This window comes from Campylobacter sp. RM19073 (assembly GCF_024723495.1).
GTDB classification, from domain to species: domain Bacteria; phylum Campylobacterota; class Campylobacteria; order Campylobacterales; family Campylobacteraceae; genus Campylobacter; species Campylobacter porcelli.
The window spans coordinates 18,048-37,364 of record NZ_JANQCT010000013.1 but is presented as its reverse complement, the minus strand read 5'-3'; the positions used below and the strand labels follow the sequence as shown (position 1 = coordinate 37,364).

The window sequence follows — 19,317 nt, the reverse complement described above, 5'->3', positions numbered from 1 at the left end:
TCTGCCAAAAAGTGTCCCCCTTCCTACTTAAAAAGAAAATTAATATAGATTACTTCGCTTAACATAAAAATCAAAAAATATTTAAAATTTCAAATTTTTTTTAAATTCTTTCTTTAAGGGACAGGGGAAACTAAAATTTGAAAGCCAAAACAGTTTCCCCTATCCCTTAAAATCCCAACCCCTTCCCAGTTTGGCATTTTTATTTTATAAATTTGCCGTGTGAAGTAAAAAATTATATATAATACTACTTAAACTACATATAACCATAATTTTGCTATAATCTGTAGATTTTTATTAAGGAATTTGCGATTTTACGAGAGATTTTACTTATTATAGCTGTGTGTGTGCTTGTCTATATCGGTGTGGCGACTATCGTGCCTTATGCCTCCTTTGTGGGGAGCTATGGCGGTGTTTTAGGCTGGTATAATACAAGATTATTTGGTTATTTGTCATATTTTTATCCATTTATTTTGCTCTATCCTATCTATAATTTATATAGATCTTATACTAAATTTACTCTAAAAATAGCTGGAAATATCATTGGTGGGATTATGCTATTTTACTCATTTTTACTATTTTGTTCTATGTTTGAGCCGATGGCTGGAGGTGTAGTTGGTGGATTTAGCTTTGAAGCACTTAAAAGTGTAATTGGTAGTGCTGGAGCGTTTATTTTTATTTTAATGATATTTATTATCGCTTGTGGGCTGACATTTGATGATAGATTAGATGTGATGATTAAAAAAGCCTTTATAACTAGATCTGAGCCTAAAACAACCCCACAAATAAAAAAGCCATCTATTAAAGTAGCAAAATCAGATAAGGTAGAAGATACCCCATCAAATATTGATAGCGTAGAAAATTTAGAAGATAAAATAGATAGTTTAGATGAAGTAGATGATGAGACAAAGCAAACTGATGAAAAAGAGGAGATAAAATCCACTCCAAGTGGTGCTATAATCCTTAATGAAGTGGCTGAAAACAAAGAGCTTTTAAACCAGATAGAAAAGGGCAAGGTAGAAAAGCCTAAAGATTTTAAACTTCCAACGCTTGATTTTTTAAAAGACCCTCCAAAAAGAAGCAAGAGTATAAATGAAGCTGAAATAGATCAAAAAATCGCTGATTTACTAGATAAATTAAGAAGATTTAAGATAGATGGAGATGTAGTGCGAACATACTCTGGACCTGTGGTTACGACATTTGAGTTTAAGCCAGCAGCCCATGTCAAAGTAAGTAAGATTTTAACCTTACAAGATGATTTGGCTATGGCGCTGAAGGCTCAAACTATTAGAATTCAAGCTCCAATCCCTGGAAAAGATGTAGTTGGCATTGAAATTCCAAATAAAAATATAGATACGATATATTTAAAAGAGATTTTAGAAAGTGATATTTATAAAAATGCTAAAAGTGAGCTTACCTTAGCTCTTGGCAAGGATATTGTGGGCGATCCATTTATAACAGACCTTAAGAAATTACCGCATCTTTTAATCGCTGGAACTACAGGAAGCGGTAAGAGTGTTGGTATAAATGCGATGGTTTTAAGCCTTTTATATCGCAATTCACCTAAGACCTTGCGTCTTATAATGATAGATCCTAAAATGCTTGAGTTTAGTATGTATAATGATATACCGCACTTGTTAACTCCAGTTATAACTGAGCCTAAAAAGGCTATAGCGGTTTTAGCCAATTTAGTCGCTGAGATGGAGCGTAGATATAGGATAATGAGCCAAACTCGCACAAAAAATATAGAGAGCTATAATGAAAAGATGAAAAAAGATGGTGGTGAGACCTTGCCTTTTATAGTGGTTATCATAGATGAATTAGCTGATCTTATGATGACAAGTGGCAAGGAAGTGGAGTTTCATATCGGTCGCTTAGCTCAAATGGCAAGGGCTAGTGGAATTCATCTAATAGTAGCTACCCAACGCCCAAGCGTAGATGTGGTAACTGGGCTGATTAAAGCAAATTTACCAAGCCGAATTAGTTATAGAGTAGGGCAAAAAGTAGATAGCAAGGTTATATTAGATCAGATAGGAGCTGAGAGTTTGCTAGGGCGTGGAGATATGCTTTTTACGCCTCCTGGAAGCCCTGGAATAGTCAGACTTCACGCACCATTTGCTAGTGAAGAGGAGATTGATCATATAGCTGAGTTTTTAAAAGCTCAAGAGAGTGTGGTTTATCAAGAGAGCTTTTTAAAAGATGATAGCGGTGGAAGTGGCGGATCTTTAGAATTTAGTGGAGAGATTGATGAGCTTTATAATGAAGCTAAAGAGATAGTTTTAAGCGAAGAAAAGACCTCTATTAGCTACTTGCAAAGGCGGTTAAAGGTAGGCTACAATAGGGCTGCTAGCATAGTCGAGCAGTTAGAGCAAAATGGAGTTTTGACCCCACCAAATGCTAAAGGGCAAAGGGATATAATTCGTTAAATTTAATTAATGGAGTAGAAGTTGATATTTGATGATATTTTTGGTGGAGAGCCAAGGGATAAATTTTTTGATATAGTCTATAATGCAAATCGCAATATAGTAGAAAATGAGCTTGAAATTTTATTTAGTGAGCTTGTGGCTTTAAGAGAGTTAGCAGAAAGTAGTGGTATTACACAAACGCAAATAGACAGCTTTAAGGCGTTAAATCCTGATATTATGGAGAATGGACTAAATGATATTTATATAGATATAACAGGGAAAATTTTAACCCAAAATGAGTAGATTATCTCTTTGGTTGTTGCCATTTTTGTGCTTTAATCTACTTTTTGGCGTGGCACCAAAATGGACGCACCATAAGGAGTTTATCCTTAAAAAAGATGAAAAAGCTAAGATTATATTTATAGATAGGCTCCATCTGATAAGAGATGAATTTGAGTTTTCATGGACGCTTTATGATAATACAAATTTGGTCGTTCATAATAAATTTAGAAACTATCCACGCCAGATAGTGCTTAGCCTTAGAAGGGGGCTAGAGATGTATCATCAACCTATTCTTGCTTTTATTAAAAATCCGCTTAATGATAGCGTGGATCTATATTTAAATTTTAGAGAGTATAGAGGTTATGATGGCACGGTGGTCTTTGATGCATATATAATGGATAAGGCCTCTAGAGTAGAGATAGAGTATATACCAGATAGATAAGGAAGTTGTATGGTTGATAAGATTTTGTATGAATTTGTCAAAGAGTGTGGCTATGAAAAAGCACTTGATATGTTTAAAAATATTAGTAGTGGCAAGAAATTACGAAGCAAATTGATACTAAAAATAGCTGGTGAAAATGAAATTTCGCTTAGGCTTTGTGCGGTAATAGAGCTTATCCATCTAGCTAGTTTATTACATGATGATGTGATAGATGACTCTACTATTAGACGTGGCAAACCTAGCATTAACGCACTTTTTGGCTCTAAGAATTCAATAATGCTAGGCGATATTTTATACTCTAAAGGCTTTTATGAGATTGTAAATTTAGATCCGCAAATTGCTAAAATCATATCTAAAGCCGTTTTGGATCTAAGCATTGGCGAGATGATGGATGTGGATCTAGGCTCTAGATTTAATCCAAATTTAGATGAGTATTTAAAAATGATTGAGCTAAAGACTGCGGTTTTGATAGAAGCTGCAGCAAGAAGTGCGGCCATACTAGCTAAATTAGATGATGAAGCCTACGCTGTGTATGGCAAGAATTTGGGTTTAGCATTTCAAATAGTTGATGATATTTTAGATATTATCTCTGATGAGAATAGGCTTGGCAAACCAGCCTTTAATGATTATAAAGAGGGCAAGACAACTCTTCCATATATTCTTTTATACAATGCTTTAAATATAGATGATAAAGAGATATTAAAAAGCCTTTGGAATAAAGAGCTAGATAATACTCAAACTAAGTGGATTAAGGATAAATTTGATGAGTTTGATATTGTTAAAAAATCTAAAATATTTGCCAAAGAGCTTGGTAATAAAGCTATATCAGCAGTGAGTAATCATAGCCTACAAGAGATAGTTTCAAGCATGATAGATAGGGAGTTTTAATGTATTATATAAGCATTAGCTTTACGCATAAAAATACAGATATTAGTATCAGAGAGAAGCTATCTTTTAGCGATGATAGTAGAAAAAAAGAGATATTAAGATTATTAAGCGCTAATGAGAATATCATTGAATCTATGGTGCTTAGCACCTGTAATAGGGTTGAGGTTTTTGCGTATGTGGCTGATATAAATGGATCTATTAAGCATATTTTAAACTCTATATCTATCTTAACTTTAGTGCCATATGAGGCCTTAGAGCTTAGGGCTGATATTTATGAAAATGATGGGGCTATCCACCATCTATTTGCTGTGGCTAGCTCACTTGATAGCCTTGTCATTGGCGAGACGCAAATAGCAGGTCAGTTAAAAGAGGCATTTAAATTTGCTTATGATAATGGCAATTGTGGCGATAATATCAGCTATGCTATTCACTTTGGTGCTAAGTGTGCTTCTAAGGTTAGATCTGCTACTACAATTAGCAAAAATCCAGTATCAGTCTCAAGTGTAGCTGTAGCAAAAGCTAAGGAGATATATGGAAATCTAGGTGGAATGAGTGCTGTGGTAGTAGGTGCTGGTCAGATGAGCGCTTTAGCGTGTAAGCACCTTATAAGCTCTAAGGTTAATGTAATCATAGTAAATAGGGATATAAATAGGGCTAGAAATTTAGCCAGTGAGCTAGGCGATCTTGCTAGTGTGGCTGAATTTAGTAGATTAAAAGAGCTTATAAATAGATACCAGCTAATATTTAGTGCTACTGGATCTAGTGAGCCTATAATAACTGATGAGCTTATAGAGCCTGTTGAATTTAATAGATATTTCTTTGATATTGCAGTGCCAAGAGATATTAATTTAAGCTATAAAGATAATATCTTAGTTTATGCTGTTGATGATTTAGAAAGTATAGTAAAAAGCAATATAATGCTAAGAGAGGAGCAAGCTAGCACGGCATATGCGATTGTAGGTGCGATGACTAGCGAATTTTTCAAATGGCGTTCATCGCAAAATAGCACTCCAGCTATAAAAGCGCTTAGATTTAAAGCTAAGAGCATAGCTGAGCGTGAGATAGAAAAAGCTATTAAAAAAGGCTATATTAAATACTGCGATGAGAGTGAGGCTAGAAAGCTCGTTCATCAAGTTTTTAAAGCATTTTTACACACTCCAACTATTAGATTAAAAGATAAAAATAGCGATGATGTGCTTGAAGTGCTTGAGTATCTATTTGATATTAAAATCGATAAAACAGAAGGAATAGTAGATGAAATTTAGTAAATTATATATCCCAACACTAAAAGAAGCTCCAAAAGACGCAACCTTGCCTAGCCATCAGTTTTTACTTAGGGCTGGATTTATCCAACAAATTGGAAGTGGGCTTTATAACTTCTTGCCACTTGGAAAAAGGGTGCTAAGAAAGATTGAAAATATAGTAAGAGATGAGATGGATAGAGCTGGGGCAAATGAAGTATCTATGAGCTTTGTAGTCCCTAGTGAGCTATGGAAGCAAAGTGGGAGATTTTTTAAATTTGGAAGCGAGCTTTTAAGATTAAATGATAGAAAGGGTAATGACTTTATATTAGGGCCAACTCATGAAGAGAGCGTGGTGGATATGGTGCGTGGAAGAGTTAGTAGCTATAAGCAACTGCCTTTGAATTTATATCAAATTGGATTAAAATTTAGAGATGAGGCTAGACCTAGATTTGGTCTTTTAAGATGTCGTGAGTTTATAATGAAAGATAGCTATAGCTTTCACTCAAGCTATGAGGATTTAAAGCGTGAGTTTGATTTGATGCAAGAGACATATAGTAAGATTTTTACTAGACTTGGGCTAAATTTCAGATGCGTTGAAGCTGATAGCGGAGCCATTGGCGGTAGTGGAAGTAAGGAATTTATGGTATTGGCTGATAATGGCGAAGATGATATATTAATAAGCGATAGCTCAGATTACGCAGCTAATGTAGAAGCGGCTAAAAGAGCTAAGCGAACTTGCGAGTCTGAACGCCCTAAGAGCAATGGAATGCTTAAATTTCATACCCCAGATTGCTCTACTATAGCAAAGGTGAGCGAGTTTTTTAAGGTTGATCCATTCTACACTATTAAGGCTGTTATCAAAAAAGCCATATATGAAGATAGAAGCGAAGTTGTGATATTTTTCTTGCGTGGTGATGATGAACTTCAAGAGACTAAGGCTTTGAATGCTTGTGGGGCTTTGGAGCTAATGGAAGCTGATGAGAAGGATATTAAAGAGGCTGGATTGGTGGCTGGATATTGTGGGCCAATTGGGCTACCTGAAGGGGTGAATTTCTATATCGATAATGAGCTTGATGGCGAATATGAGATGATTTGCGGCGCAAATGAGAAGGATTATCACGCAATTGGTGTGAGTATTATAAATTTTAATAGAAGTAGATTTAAAGATTTAGTTGCAGTTAAAGATGGAGATATGGCTATTGATGGGGGAAGGCTTAGCTTGACTAAAGGGATTGAAGTTGGCCATATATTTCAGCTAGGGGATAGGTATTCAGCTGCTATGAATGCTACATTTTTAGATGAAAATGGCAAATCAAAGCCGTTTATAATGGGTTGCTATGGCATTGGTGTAAGTAGATTAGAAGCTGTGGTTATAGAGTCTAGCTATGATGATAGGGGGTGTATTTGGAAAAAAGAGTGCGCTCCATTTATCGTTCATATCATAGTATCAAATTTCAAAGATGAAGCTCAAGCTAAATTTGCCCTAGAGCTTGAAAATTGGCTTGAAAATGCTAAAATAGATGTGCTTTTAGATGATAGAGATGAGAGATTTGGGGTTAAGATGGCTGATTTTGAGCTGATTGGAAATCCATTTGGTGTAGTTGTAGGTAAGGGGCTTGTAAATGGCGAAGTTGAGCTAATAATCCGTGATGGTCTAATAAAAGAAAAGGTCGCAAGTAGCGATATTTTAGCTAGATTAAAAGAGCTTATATGATTAGAATTTCACTACTTCCATATATCTTTTTAGAGATAGTTATGGTTGTTTTATATATATTAGAATTTGGATTTTTAAGCTTTTTTGCTGAGATTTTTTTAAGTGCTATTATCGGTGTAATTTTGATATTAAACTATGGATTTTCAAATTTATTTAATAGCATAAATTACTTTAATATCAAAGATATTTTTGGTAGTTTAGGGATAGCAGTTGGTGGATTTGCCCTGATAATTCCTGGAGTGATAAGCGATATTTTTGGTATTATTTTGATTATAATTGCTATGTTTTGGAAGTTTAAATTTAAAACTACCAAATCCAGTCAAAGTCGCCAATATAGCGATGATGAGATAATAGATGTAGAGATTATAGAGGAGAGATGATGAATATAAGAATCGCAAGTAGAAATAGTGCCTTAGCACTTTGGCAGACATATCATATTAGAGATCTTTTACTAGCTCGTGGTCATAGCGTTGAGATTATCACGATGAAAACCAAAGGAGATGTGATCTTAGATACTCCACTTGCTAAGATTGGTGGCAAGGGGCTATTTACTAAAGAGCTTGAAAATGCCATGCTAGAAGGGAGAGCAGATATTGCTGTGCATAGCTTAAAAGATGTGCCGACAACCTTCCCAGATGGCTTGAAACTAGCTTGTGTTTGCAGTAGAGAAGATGTCAGTGATGCGATACTAAGTATGAAATTTAAAAGCTTTGATGAGCTTTCAGCTAACGCAAGAGTTGGGACTACATCATTGCGTAGGCGAATGCAACTTCTAGCCCTTAGACCAGATCTAGATATAATTTCACTTAGGGGTAATGTAAATTCTAGAATTTCTAAGCTTAAGGCTGGGGAATTTGATGCTATTGTGTTAGCTATGGCTGGGATTAATCGCCTTGAGCTTTTTAAAGAGGTTGAGTATATATCTAGGCTTGATACTATAGCAGCGATGGGGCAGGGTGCTTTGGGTATTGAGGCTGTAGATAGGGGTGATATTTTGGAGGCTATTGAGTTTTTAAATGATGAAAAGAGCGCGATAGAGACGACTATTGAGAGGGCATTTGTGCATAAGCTAAATGGTGGATGTCAAGCTCCAATTGGGATTAATGCTAAATTAGATGGAGATAAAATCACTATTAGAGCTATTTTAGGCACTCCAGATGGCAAGGATATTTTAAAAGATGAAGTGGTGTTTAATAAGAGCGATTATAAGGTAGCAGGGGAGATTTTAGCAGATAAATTTATAAATAAAGGAGCAAAGGAGCTTTTAATCAAAGCTGAGAAAATAGCAGCTCAAATTTGAGTAGTTATATAACTTAAATTTAAGATAATATTTATTTTAAAAATGTTTATTTATATTTAATATAATCGCACTCTAAATTTTACTACAAGGCTGTTTATGGGTATTATTCATAAATTATTTTTTAGCATGGGCTCAGCTATTGTGTTTTTCTTAATTTTCGCTTTTGCTAGTGGTGCTGCTACCATTATTGAGAGCGTTTATAATACACAAACTGCTTGGGCTTTGGTCTATGGTGCTGGATGGTTTGCACTAATTCAGCTGATTTTAGGAGTAAATTTAGTCTATAATATCTATGAATATAGACTTTTTAACCTTAAAAAGCTCCCTGCTTTAATCTTTCATTTAAGCTTTTTATTTATCTTAGTTGGTGCTGGGATTACTAGATATTTTGGCTTTGAAGGTCATATGAATATCCGTGAGAATGATAGAAGCAACGAGATAAGCACAATGCAAAGCTATATCCAAATGATCTCAAGTGATGGCAATAATACCTATACAGTCTCTGAGCCAAAATATATATCTAGCACTATTGGGAATGATTTTAATCTAAGGCTAAATATTTATGATAAATTAGCCACTTTAAAATATAAAGATTTTATCCCAAATGCTACTCCAGCTTGGATCGATAGCCCAAATGGCGAAGCGGTTTTGGAGCTACTATTTTCTGATGAGAGCAATAGCGAGTCAGTTACTATGAAGCTTGGGGATAAATTTGAAGTTGGAGATATGAGTTTTAGCTTTGGTGCTGAGCCTACAAAGTCTAAATATATTCAAATTTATATAAAAGATAGTAAATTTTATATCAAAACAAATCAAGATATAAGCTATATGGTAATGAGCGATATGAGTAAGGGCGAGTTGCCAAAGGATAAAGAGGTGGAATTTGCTGGGCTTAGATTATATAGCATTGGTGGAGTGAATTTCGCACCTAGAACTATGAAAATAAGTGCTATAAAAGGAGTAAAACAAGCTGATAAAAATGTAGTTGGAGCTGATAGTATAGTAGCTACACTAAGCTATAATAATGATAGCAAAGATGTAGCCATACTAAGCAACTATCCCCCTGAAGCTGTGGAAGTAGGAGGGCAAAAATTCTATGTAGCTTGGTCTCCTATGGCTATAACCTTGCCATTTAGTATCTATTTAAAGGATTTTGATTTGGCTAGATACCCAGGCTCAAATTCGCCAATGAGTTATAGTAGTGATGTAGTTGTAGAAGATGGAGAATTTAAGATGGATTATAGAATTTATATGAATAATGTTCTTGATTATAAAGGTTATAGATTTTTCCAAAGTAGCTATGATTCAGATGAGGGCGGCACGGTCTTATCAGTTAATAGCGACCCTGGCAAATGGCCTACATATTTTGGATATTTCTTACTAACTTTAGGGCTTTTACTAAATGTTTTTAATCCTAATTCTAGATTTAGAAAACTTGCTAAGGCTGTAAATGACGCTAATACCAAAGCAGCTTGTGCTATTTTGGTAGCTGGTATGGCTATTTTTGGTGCGAGTAAGGGCTATGCTTTTTCAATTCCGCAAATTCCGCAAAGCCATATAGATAATGTATCAACCCTAATAATCCAAGGCTCAGATGGTAGAATGAAGCCGTTTGATACTATGGCACATGAGATTTTAAATAAAATTTATCGCAGTGATAAATTTCAATCAATGAGTGCTAATGCCGTATTTTTATCGATGATGGCAAATTCAGAGAGTTGGCGTTCAGTGCCAATTATCAAAATTAGCGATGATGAACTAAAGAATATTTTAGGAATTTCAAAAAGCCAAAAATATGCTAGTTTTGATGACTTTTTTGGCCCTAATCAAGATGGTCAAATCGAGTATAAACTAATCAAATACACAGAGCTTGCTAACCGTAAATCTCCAGCTACAAGAGGGCTTTTTGATAAAGATGTTATCAAGGCTGATGAGAAATTAAATATACTTTATATGGTATTTATAGGTGAGATGTTTAGAGTGATACCTAAGCAAGATGATTATAATAACACCTGGCTAAGCCCTGGCGGAGCACTTATGGAGCTTAGCGGCGAGGAGGCTTCAAATGTAGCTATAATGCTACAAAGATATTTTACTTCTGTGCTTGAGGCTCAAGAGAGTAATGATTGGAGTAAGGCTGATGAAGCCATAGAGACGATTAAAGATTATCAAGCTAAATATGGTGCGTCTGTAATGCTAGATAGCAATAGAGTAAATTTAGAATTAATATTTAATAAATATAAGATATTTCAAAATCTAACCCCAGTCTATCTCTTAGCTGGTTTTGTGCTTTTAGCAGTGGTATTTATAAAAATGCTACGACCTAAAATTAGGATAAATTTAATTTTTAAAATCGCATATTGGGTTAATATCTTAGCCTTTATAGCTCATACTATTGGTATGGGGCTTAGATGGTATATCGCAGGGCATGCGCCTTGGAGCGATGGGTATGAAAGCTTGGTATTTATAGCTTGGTGTCTAGCATTTAGCGGGACAATGTTTGCTAGGAGTTCGGCTATATCGCTAGCTTTGACATCGATTTTAGCTGGGGTAACTCTATTTGTAGCACATCTTAGTTGGCTTGATCCGCAAATTACAAATTTAGTTCCAGTGCTAAAGAGCTATTGGCTTACAATTCATGTAAGTGTAATTACGGCTAGTTATGGATTTTTAGGGCTTTGCTCACTTCTTGGACTATTTACTTTAATTCTATTTGCCATTCAAGGTAAGAGTGAAAATAAAGAGCTAACAAGAAATATAGTCGAAGCTACTAGAATTAATGAAATGGCGATGATTTTAGGTCTTAGCTTGCTTGTTGTGGGTAACTTCTTAGGTGGCGTTTGGGCGAATGAGAGCTGGGGAAGATACTGGGGCTGGGATAGCAAGGAGACTTGGGCTTTAGTTAGTATCTTAGTCTATGCTGCTGTGGTTCATATGAGATTTATACCAAAATTAAATTCGCAATACGCATTTGCAGTGGCTTCTATGTTTGCTTATAGTGCGATTATAATGACATATTTTGGGGTAAATTTTTATTTAGTTGGAATGCATAGCTATGCAGCAGGAGATGCTGTGCCTGTGCCAAATTTCGTCTGGATCGGTGTGCTTGTGATGATTATTATAAGCTTACTTGCTTATCGTAATAGAAAATATAGCACTAGATTATAGGCTATTTAGGAGGTTATGTTGAACGGGAGTATTATATTTAATGAGAGTTTTGTATTCATTGCGATGGTCGTTGTAGCCATCGTTTTGGGTATTGTTGGCGTGGTTGTCATTAAATCTTTAAAAAAAGAAAAGCAAATTCTAAAAACTACCACAACTCAAAGCAGTAGCGATACTAAGATTACTTTAGAGGATCTTATAATAATAGTCTCAGATAAAAAATCAAGCAAAGAAGAGGTGGCTAAGGCGGTGCTATATTTTATCCAGAAATTCCCTTTTCCGCCTAAAACTGGTGGTCGCGTACCATCTAATGCGATTGCGTATCTTAAATTCATCTCCCTTGTAGCTAGTCATAAAAAATCTGACGCAAAGCTAATCTCATATATGACAAATGAGCTTGATAAACTATATTTTGATTATGTTAGCGAGATCGAGCAGTATAAAAATATTGGACTTCGCTCACGCATTTAATCCATTTTTGACTGCTAAATTTATTATGAATTTGGCAGTTATTATTTATTCTAATTTAAAATTTAGATATATAGAAAATTTAAAATATACTAAAAGATAAAATCTAAGTTATTTTTTACTACTAAATTTTTAATTTTTTTGGTAGAATTATTGAAAATTTTTTTTAAAGGATATAAATGGGCTTTTTTGAACAATACAATAGTGCTAAAGCAGAACGCGCAAAACTTGGTATTCCACCACTTCCACTTAGCAAAGAGCAGACTCAAGAGGTGTGTGAATTATTAAAGACATCTCCAAGTGCTGAGCTTGTAGATTTACTAGCAAACCGCGTAAATCCAGGGGTTGATGAGGCAGCAAAGGTTAAAGCTGAGTTTTTAAATGAGATTATTAACCACGGCTTAACTTGTAGTTTAATTAGCAAAACTGATGCTGTAAAAATGCTTGAGCCAATGCTTGGCGGATATAGCGTAATCGTGCTTGTAGCTAGTTTAAGAAGTAGCGATGAGAGCGTGGCAAGTGCTGCAGCTGAAGTGCTAAAAAATACAATTTTTGTTCATGATTACTTTAGTGATGTGGCTCTTCTTGCTAAAGATGGTAATAAATTCGCTGCTGAAGTTATCAAAAGTTGGGCAAATGCTGAGTGGTTTAAATCTAGAGCTGATATTCCTCAAAAGATTGAAGCTATAGTATTTAAAGTCCCAGGCGAGACAAATACTGATGACTTAAGTCCAGCTAGTGAGGCATTTAGCCGTTCAGATATACCACTACATGCAAATGCTATGCTAATGAAACGCCAACCAGGTAGCTTAGAAAAAATTGCTGAGCTTAAAAAAAGCGGTCGTGAAGTTGTTTATGTAGGCGATGTAGTAGGAACAGGTAGCTCAAGAAAAAGTGGTATCAACTCTATTCAGTGGCATATAGGTCGTGATATTCCTGGAATTCCAAATAAAAAAACAGGTGGTGTAATCCTAGGTAGTATAATTGCTCCGATATTTTTTAATACAGCCGAAGATAGCGGTGCGTTACCAATTATAGTAAATGTAGATGGTTTAGAAACTGGCGATGAAATTGAAATTTATCCACACAAAGGCGAAATAGTAAAAGATGGAGAAGTGATAAAAAATTTCAAACTCGAGCCAAATACACTAAAAGATGAGGTAAAAGCAGGTGGCAGAATCCCGCTAATCATAGCTAGAAGCTTGTGTGCTAAGGCTAGGGCAGAGCTGAATTTAGGCAGTGAAGATATATTTACTAAACCAGCACAACCAGCAAGTGATGATAGTGTAGGCTATACTCTAGCACAAAAAATGGTTGGCCGTGCATGTGGTGTAGATGGTGTTCGTCCTGGCATGTATGTAGAGCCTATCACGCTAACTGTAGGTAGCCAAGATACAACTGGACCAATGACAAGAGATGAGATTAAAGAGCTTGCAAGTCTTGGATTTTCAGCTGATTTTGTTTTACAAAGCTTCTGTCATACAGCAGCCTATCCAAAACCAACAGATGCTCTAATGCATAAGACATTGCCAGATTTTATGATTAGTCGTGGTGGTGTGAGTTTAAAGCCAGGTGATGGTGTTATCCACTCATGGTTAAATAGAATGGTTTTACCAGATAGCGTAGGAACTGGTGGTGACTCTCATACTCGTTTTCCAATTGGTATAAGCTTCCCTGCTGGTAGTGGTTTGGTTGCGTTTGCGGCGGTTTTAGGCTCAATGCCACTAAATATGCCTGAGTCAGTTTTAGTAAGATTTACAGGTAAAATGCAACCTGGTATAACTCTAAGAGACCTTGTAAATGCGATTCCATATTACGCTATTAAAAAAGGTCTTTTAACAGTAGAGAAAAAGGGCAAAGTAAATGTATTTGCTGGTAAGGTGCTTGAGATTGAAGGTTTGCCAGATCTTAAAGTAGAACAAGCATTTGAACTAAGCGACGCAAGTGCTGAAAGAAGTGCCGCAGCATGTGCTATCGCTCTAAATAAAGAGCCGGTAATTGAGTATTTAAAATCAAATATAGCGTTAATTGATGCTATGATAGAAGCTGGATATGGTAGCGATAAGACTCTAGCTCGTCGTCGTGATAAGATGAAAAAATGGCTAGAAAATCCTACTCTTTTAGAAGCTGATAAAAATGCAAAATATCACACTATTATCGAAATAGATATGAATGAGATAACTGAGCCGATTTTGGCTTGTCCAAATGACCCAGATGATGTGGCAACTTTAAGTGAAATTTTAAACGATCCAAAACGCCCTAAAAATATAGATGAGGTATTCGTAGGTAGCTGTATGACAAATATCGGCCACTATAGAGCTTTAAGTGAAGTCTTAAAAGGTGAAGGTCAAGTGCCTACTAGATTATGGGTTGTCCCACCTACTAAGATGGATGAAGCTCAATTAAGAGCCGAGGGTAGATACTCACTATTTGGTGCTGCTGGTGCTAGGACAGAGGTACCAGGATGCTCACTATGTATGGGTAACCAAGCTAGGGTGGCTGATAATGCTATAGTATTCTCAACCTCTACAAGAAACTTTGATAATCGTATGGGTATGGGCGCTCAAGTTTATCTAGGCTCTGCTGAGCTAGCTGCAGTATGTGCTATGCTAGGAAGATTACCAAGTGTAGAAGAGTATATGAAAATTGTCCCTGCAAAACTTGCCGGTAAAGAAGATGAAATTTATAAATATTTAAATTTCAATCTAATTGATAATTATAAATTAGAAAATTAATCACAAAGTCCGCTTTTAGCGGACTTTACTCTACAGATAATCCAAGCCTTAGAGCTAATACACTGTAGCTAAACTCTTCATAAAGTTTATGAAATTCAGCCTTATCATCGCTTAAGTTAAATAATTCGTCGCTATTTTTTAATGTTGTATAATTTTGAAATTTATACCCATTGGGACTTGAGTTTGGGTATATTCCATCTTTATTAGCCCATACATTTATATGCATAGCAAATTCTAATCTATCATCACTTGGCTTAGATAGCATATTTTTACCACCCATACTTAGGTATTTAGTCTTATTTAAGCTAAGGTTGTATAGGGTTGGAAATATATCTTTGTGTGAGCCAATTCTATATTTATCGTAGTAGATATTGTGTTGTAAATTTCGTGGAATATATAGATAAAACGGCACACTATGCCCAAAAGCTATCTCAGTTTTATAATCAAATTTATACTCTCTATTAGGGTGGTCGCCGGTGGCTGCTATTATTATATTATCTTTAAATTTACTATTTTTAACTCTATTTATATACTCTCCAAAAGAGTTATTAGCGTAGCTATAGGCATTTAATAGTGCCTTATAATCAGTAGCATAGCGATTAATCTCAGAGCTATTTAGATCCAAATTTAGCTCATTTTGCCCCTTATGTAAGTATGGCGGATGGTTTGATATCCCTAGTGAGATGACTATTGTTGGTGTTGTGGCGTTATTAAATATCTCAAATATTTTATTATACATATACTCATCTTTTATCCCATATGGGTGCTTTGATGATTTGGCGTTTGGATATTGGCTTATAAGTATAGTTTCATCTATTATTTCATCTACGCCTTGAGCTTTTAAGAAGTAGTTGATATTATACCAAGCAGCATTTCCAGCATAAGCAAATACCACCTTATAACCAGCTTTTTTATATGTATCAATGGCGGTAAATGGTAGCTTTGTCTTTTGAAATTTGCTACTTGTAAGGTTGATTATAGGACTTTGAAATAGTATGCGATTTAAGCTATCTATAGTCCCACTAGTTGATGGTAAAAAACGCCTAAATACAAAATCGCTTTGAAAATGGCTATATAGTGAGCCTAAAAGCTCCTTTTCTAATCGCTCATCTTCTTGTAATAATCCAAGCCCAAAGCTCTCCATAAGATTGAAATGTATGTGGGTTTTGGCGTGATTTGCGTTTGGTGATGTTGTGCTAAATATCGGAAATAAAATCTCTTCAAGTTCTTTAATTCTACTCATTTTTACAGGTGGGAAGTGGGCTTGATTTTTATACTCTTTAATCGCCCAAGATAGTGCCATAATGGGATTAGTAGAGATCTCATTAAATGGTTTAAAAGAGCTAAATTGATATGTGGAGGCACGAAGCGCGTTGTAGGTAGGGTGCCCACGAAGTGCGATGGAATAAGCATAAAGCAAGATAAGATTACAAATTATTAATACCCAAAGCGGTTGATTGGTTTTTTTAAATTTAATTTTTAAAATTTTAGCATTTATCCATACGCAAAAAATAGTGAATATTAACGCAATTATTAGGATTAAAATCACTGGATAATCACTCCAAATAATAGATAATAAAGCAGTCGTATCATCATCTTTAAGCCCAAATATAAATATATCAATCTTGTTTTGATAAATTTGATAATAGTAGAAGTTGATAAATGCAAAAATAGCTACGATAAATGAGATAATGGCTAGATAAATGCTAGATAAAATTTGATAAGCTTTGGATAAATTTAATTTGATAAACCCACTAAAATAACTAAGAAATCCACATAAAAAAAGAGGTAAAAATATCGCACTAAATGTCCGTATATCATGCCCAAGCCCATATAGAAATACCCCCCCCCAATTGCTATTATTTGGCACTATTATGCTACTTAGCATAACTGCTCTCATAATGGCAAAAACCATCATATATAAGGCTGTGAATATAAGAATTTGGGTTAAAATTTTTCGCATATTTTTACCTTGAATTTAGAAAAATTACAATGAAACTGATAAATTATATTTAAAAATTTTAAATCCAACTTTAAAACTACTTTATTTATTAACTTTTACAATATTTTTATCAAATTTTAGCTAGACTTACTGATTTGAAATTAATTTGAGTAGATACAATGAAAAGATATAAAACAAGACAAATTCAAGTAGGTAGTGTAAAAATAGGCGGTAACGCACCAATAAGCGTGCAGTCGATGACATTTTCTAAAACAAGAGATGTCAAAGAGACCTTAGAGCAGATTAATAGGCTATATTTTGCTGGGTGTGATATAGTGCGGTGTGCTGTGTTTAATAAAGATGATATAGAAGGCCTTAGAGAGGTTAAAAAATCTAGCCCATTGCCAATTGTGGCTGATATTCACTTTAATCATCTATATGCTTTGGCTGTGGCTGAATTTGTAGATGCTATTAGGATAAATCCTGGTAATATCGGCGGTAAAGAGAAGATAAAAAAAGTGGTAAATGCATGCAAAGAGCGAAATTTACCAATAAGAATTGGTGTAAATAGTGGTAGTTTAGAAGAGCAGTTTGAGCAAAAATATGGTAGAAGCGTTGAGGCGATGGTACAAAGTGCTTTGTATAATATTAAGCTTTTAGAGGATTTTGACTTTAGAGATATTGCTGTGAGCCTAAAAAGCAGCGATACGGCAAATACAATGGCAGCTTATAGAAGCCTTCGCCCTATGGTGGATTATCCATTTCATCTAGGGGTTACTGAGGCTGGGACAGTATTTCACGCTACGATAAAATCAGCCATCGCACTTGGTGGGCTTTTGATGGAGGGGATTGGCGATACTATGAGAGTTAGCATTACTGGAGAGCTTGAAGAGGAGATAAAAGTAGCTAAGGCGATACTCCAAGATAGCGGAGTTCAAAGAAGCGGATTAAATATCATCTCATGTCCTACTTGCGGTAGGCTCCAAAGTGATTTAGTAAGTGCTATAAAGATAGTAGAAGAAAAAACTGCCCACATAACAGCACCGCTAAATATAAGCGTGATGGGTTGTATAGTAAATGCTATTGGAGAGGCTAAGGGGGCTGATGTGGCTATTGCTTTTGGTAAGGGAAATGGGCTGATAATGCGTCATGGAGAGGTGGTGGCTAGATTGCCTGAGTCGCAATTAGTAGATAGATTTTTACAAGAGATAGATGATGAGCTAAAGGTTAGAAATGGATAATGTAAGCTCAAATTTATATGATCTAGATATGGAACGCTCAATATTAAGTGCGATCTTATTTGAGCAAGATAATCTAGGAGAAATTTATGATATCATCACCCCAAAAGATTTCTATCTTAAAGGGCATGAGGATATATTTGCAGCTATGCAAAGCTGTTTAAACAGCGATGACCCAGTGGATATGGCTTTTGTCAAAAAGCATTTGGGGGCTAAATTTGATGAAGAGATTTTTAATGCCGTTTTAACTACAAATTCAATCTTGGATATTAAAAAATATGCCACAGAGCTTAGAGAATTTGCTATTAAAAGAGCCCTTGTCAAAGTAGCAAACCAAATCCCTGCTAAGGTGAGTGAGAATAAGCCTGGAAGGGATATGGTAGATGAGATTAGTAGCGAGATATACTCACTTGTAGATGGGGCTGGTAATGGGGTTATTAAAAATGCTAAAGAGATTATTACTGAGCTAATCACTGAGTTAAGTAAGCAAAAACTAGCCAAAGATCACGAAGTAGTGGGGATTGATACTGGATTTAGAGGATTAAATGAGAAGACAAAAGGGTTTAAAAATGGAGACCTTATAGTTATCGCAGCTCGTCCTGGTATGGGGAAAACGGCATTTGTGCTAAATGTAGTCCAAAAGGTATTAGATCAAAATTTAGGTGTTGTATTTTTCTCTTTAGAGATGCCAGCTACTCAATTAATGCTAAGGATGCTAAGTGCGAAAACATCAGTAAATTTACAAAATATCATGACTTCTGATATGGATAATGATGAGATAGAAAAGCTCAATAACGCTTGTGAAATGATGAGCCAAAAAAAGCTATTTGTCTATGATAGCGGCAACGCTACAATACATCAAGTCAGAACTCAAATGAGAAAGCTAAAAAGCTCACATCCAGAGATTAAATTATGCGTGATTGATTATATCGGTTTGATGACCAACTCATCAGCCTATAGTGATAGGCACCTACAAATCGCAGAGATTTCACGCGGATTAAAGCTATTAGCTAGGGAGTTAAATTTGCCTGTTGTGGCACTTTCGCAGCTTAATAGAAGCTTAGAATCAAGAGCCAATAAACGACCAATGCTAAGCGATTTAAGGGAGTCTGGAGCGATTGAGCAAGACGCTGATACTATACTTTTTGTCTATAGAAATGATGTCTATTTAGAGCAAGAAGAGCGTGAAAAAGAGCAAAAAGCAAAGCTAGAAGGCAAGGAGTATAGACCGCAATTTAGCAGAAATAAAACTGAAGAGAGTGCAGAGATAATAATTGGTAAAAATAGAAATGGACCTACTGGCACTATAGAGCTGGTATTTCAATCGCCTTATACTCGTTTTGTGGAGAAATCGCACAATCACCCAGTGGAAATATCAACATTTGAAGGATAGATTAATTGGTTTATTCACATATTTATATAAATTCATAAATATGCTTAAAATAATATAAATTAAATTTCTTATTTTTTTAAGCTTAAAGTGCGTATTTAAGGTAT

13 protein-coding genes and 1 pseudogene are annotated in these 19,317 nt (G+C 35.3%); 13 read left to right on the top strand and 1 reads right to left on the bottom strand.

Annotation, left to right across the window (positions count from 1 at the left end):
• Positions 1-965 precede the first annotated feature (965 nt).
• The 11 genes and pseudogenes from CSUIS19073_RS05905 to CSUIS19073_RS05855 form a co-directional block, all read left to right on the top strand.
• Positions 966-2,423: pseudogene (locus CSUIS19073_RS05905) on the top strand (DNA translocase FtsK); the annotation flags it as partial.
• A gap of 21 nt (positions 2,424-2,444) precedes the next feature.
• Complete coding sequence (locus tag CSUIS19073_RS05900; protein WP_086242239.1) at positions 2,445-2,705, top strand: DUF2018 family protein; 261 nt, start codon at positions 2,445-2,447, stop codon at positions 2,703-2,705.
• Positions 2,698-3,126 carry a hypothetical protein gene (locus CSUIS19073_RS05895; protein ID WP_086242238.1) on the top strand — a complete coding sequence of 143 codons (429 nt, stop codon included), beginning with the start codon at positions 2,698-2,700 and terminating at the stop codon, positions 3,124-3,126. The genes CSUIS19073_RS05900 and CSUIS19073_RS05895 overlap by 8 nt, the downstream gene beginning before the upstream one ends.
• A 9-nt stretch (positions 3,127-3,135) precedes the next feature.
• Positions 3,136-4,014 (top strand): polyprenyl synthetase family protein, encoded by an 879-nt coding sequence (locus CSUIS19073_RS05890; RefSeq protein WP_086242237.1) that lies wholly within the window; start codon positions 3,136-3,138, stop codon positions 4,012-4,014.
• The gene (gene hemA, locus CSUIS19073_RS05885; RefSeq protein ID WP_086237175.1) at positions 4,014-5,279 is read left to right on the top strand and encodes a glutamyl-tRNA reductase; all 1,266 of its coding nucleotides are present in this window, start codon (positions 4,014-4,016) and stop codon (positions 5,277-5,279) included. Before CSUIS19073_RS05890 ends, hemA begins: the two co-directional genes overlap by 1 nt.
• Positions 5,269-6,972, top strand: coding sequence for a proline--tRNA ligase (locus CSUIS19073_RS05880; RefSeq protein ID WP_086237174.1), 1,704 nt, complete (start codon positions 5,269-5,271; stop codon positions 6,970-6,972). The genes hemA and CSUIS19073_RS05880 overlap by 11 nt, the downstream gene beginning before the upstream one ends.
• Positions 6,969-7,352, top strand: a complete 384-nt coding sequence (locus CSUIS19073_RS05875) for an FxsA family protein (protein WP_086242236.1) — start codon at positions 6,969-6,971, stop codon at positions 7,350-7,352. The genes CSUIS19073_RS05880 and CSUIS19073_RS05875 overlap by 4 nt, the downstream gene beginning before the upstream one ends.
• On the top strand, positions 7,349-8,272 hold the full coding sequence (gene hemC, locus CSUIS19073_RS05870; protein WP_180379370.1) for a hydroxymethylbilane synthase: 924 nt from the start codon (positions 7,349-7,351) through the stop codon (positions 8,270-8,272). The genes CSUIS19073_RS05875 and hemC overlap by 4 nt, the downstream gene beginning before the upstream one ends.
• Before the next feature lie 96 nt (positions 8,273-8,368).
• Positions 8,369-11,440, top strand: coding sequence for a cytochrome c biogenesis protein CcsA (gene ccsA / locus CSUIS19073_RS05865; protein ID WP_086242234.1), 3,072 nt, complete (start codon positions 8,369-8,371; stop codon positions 11,438-11,440).
• A gap of 18 nt (positions 11,441-11,458) precedes the next feature.
• A complete protein-coding gene (locus tag CSUIS19073_RS05860) occupies positions 11,459-11,908 on the top strand; it encodes a hypothetical protein (RefSeq protein WP_086242233.1) in 450 nt (149 codons plus the stop codon).
• 176 nt (positions 11,909-12,084) lie between these two features.
• A complete protein-coding gene (locus CSUIS19073_RS05855) occupies positions 12,085-14,640 on the top strand; it encodes a bifunctional aconitate hydratase 2/2-methylisocitrate dehydratase (protein ID WP_086237169.1) in 2,556 nt (851 codons plus the stop codon).
• A gap of 25 nt (positions 14,641-14,665) precedes the next feature.
• On the opposite strand, the gene CSUIS19073_RS05850 is transcribed toward CSUIS19073_RS05855, so the two are convergent.
• Positions 14,666-16,603 (bottom strand): LTA synthase family protein, encoded by a 1,938-nt coding sequence (locus CSUIS19073_RS05850; protein ID WP_086242232.1) that lies wholly within the window; start codon positions 16,601-16,603, stop codon positions 14,666-14,668.
• A gap of 158 nt (positions 16,604-16,761) precedes the next feature.
• Between CSUIS19073_RS05850 and ispG the strand changes: the two genes are divergently transcribed.
• Positions 16,762-17,823, top strand: coding sequence for a flavodoxin-dependent (E)-4-hydroxy-3-methylbut-2-enyl-diphosphate synthase (gene ispG, locus CSUIS19073_RS05845; RefSeq protein WP_086237167.1), 1,062 nt, complete (start codon positions 16,762-16,764; stop codon positions 17,821-17,823).
• Positions 17,816-19,213: a replicative DNA helicase gene (locus tag CSUIS19073_RS05840; RefSeq protein WP_086237166.1), complete on the top strand. Its 1,398-nt coding sequence runs from the start codon at positions 17,816-17,818 to the stop codon at positions 19,211-19,213. The genes ispG and CSUIS19073_RS05840 overlap by 8 nt, the downstream gene beginning before the upstream one ends.
• Positions 19,214-19,317: the final 104 nt, after the last annotated feature.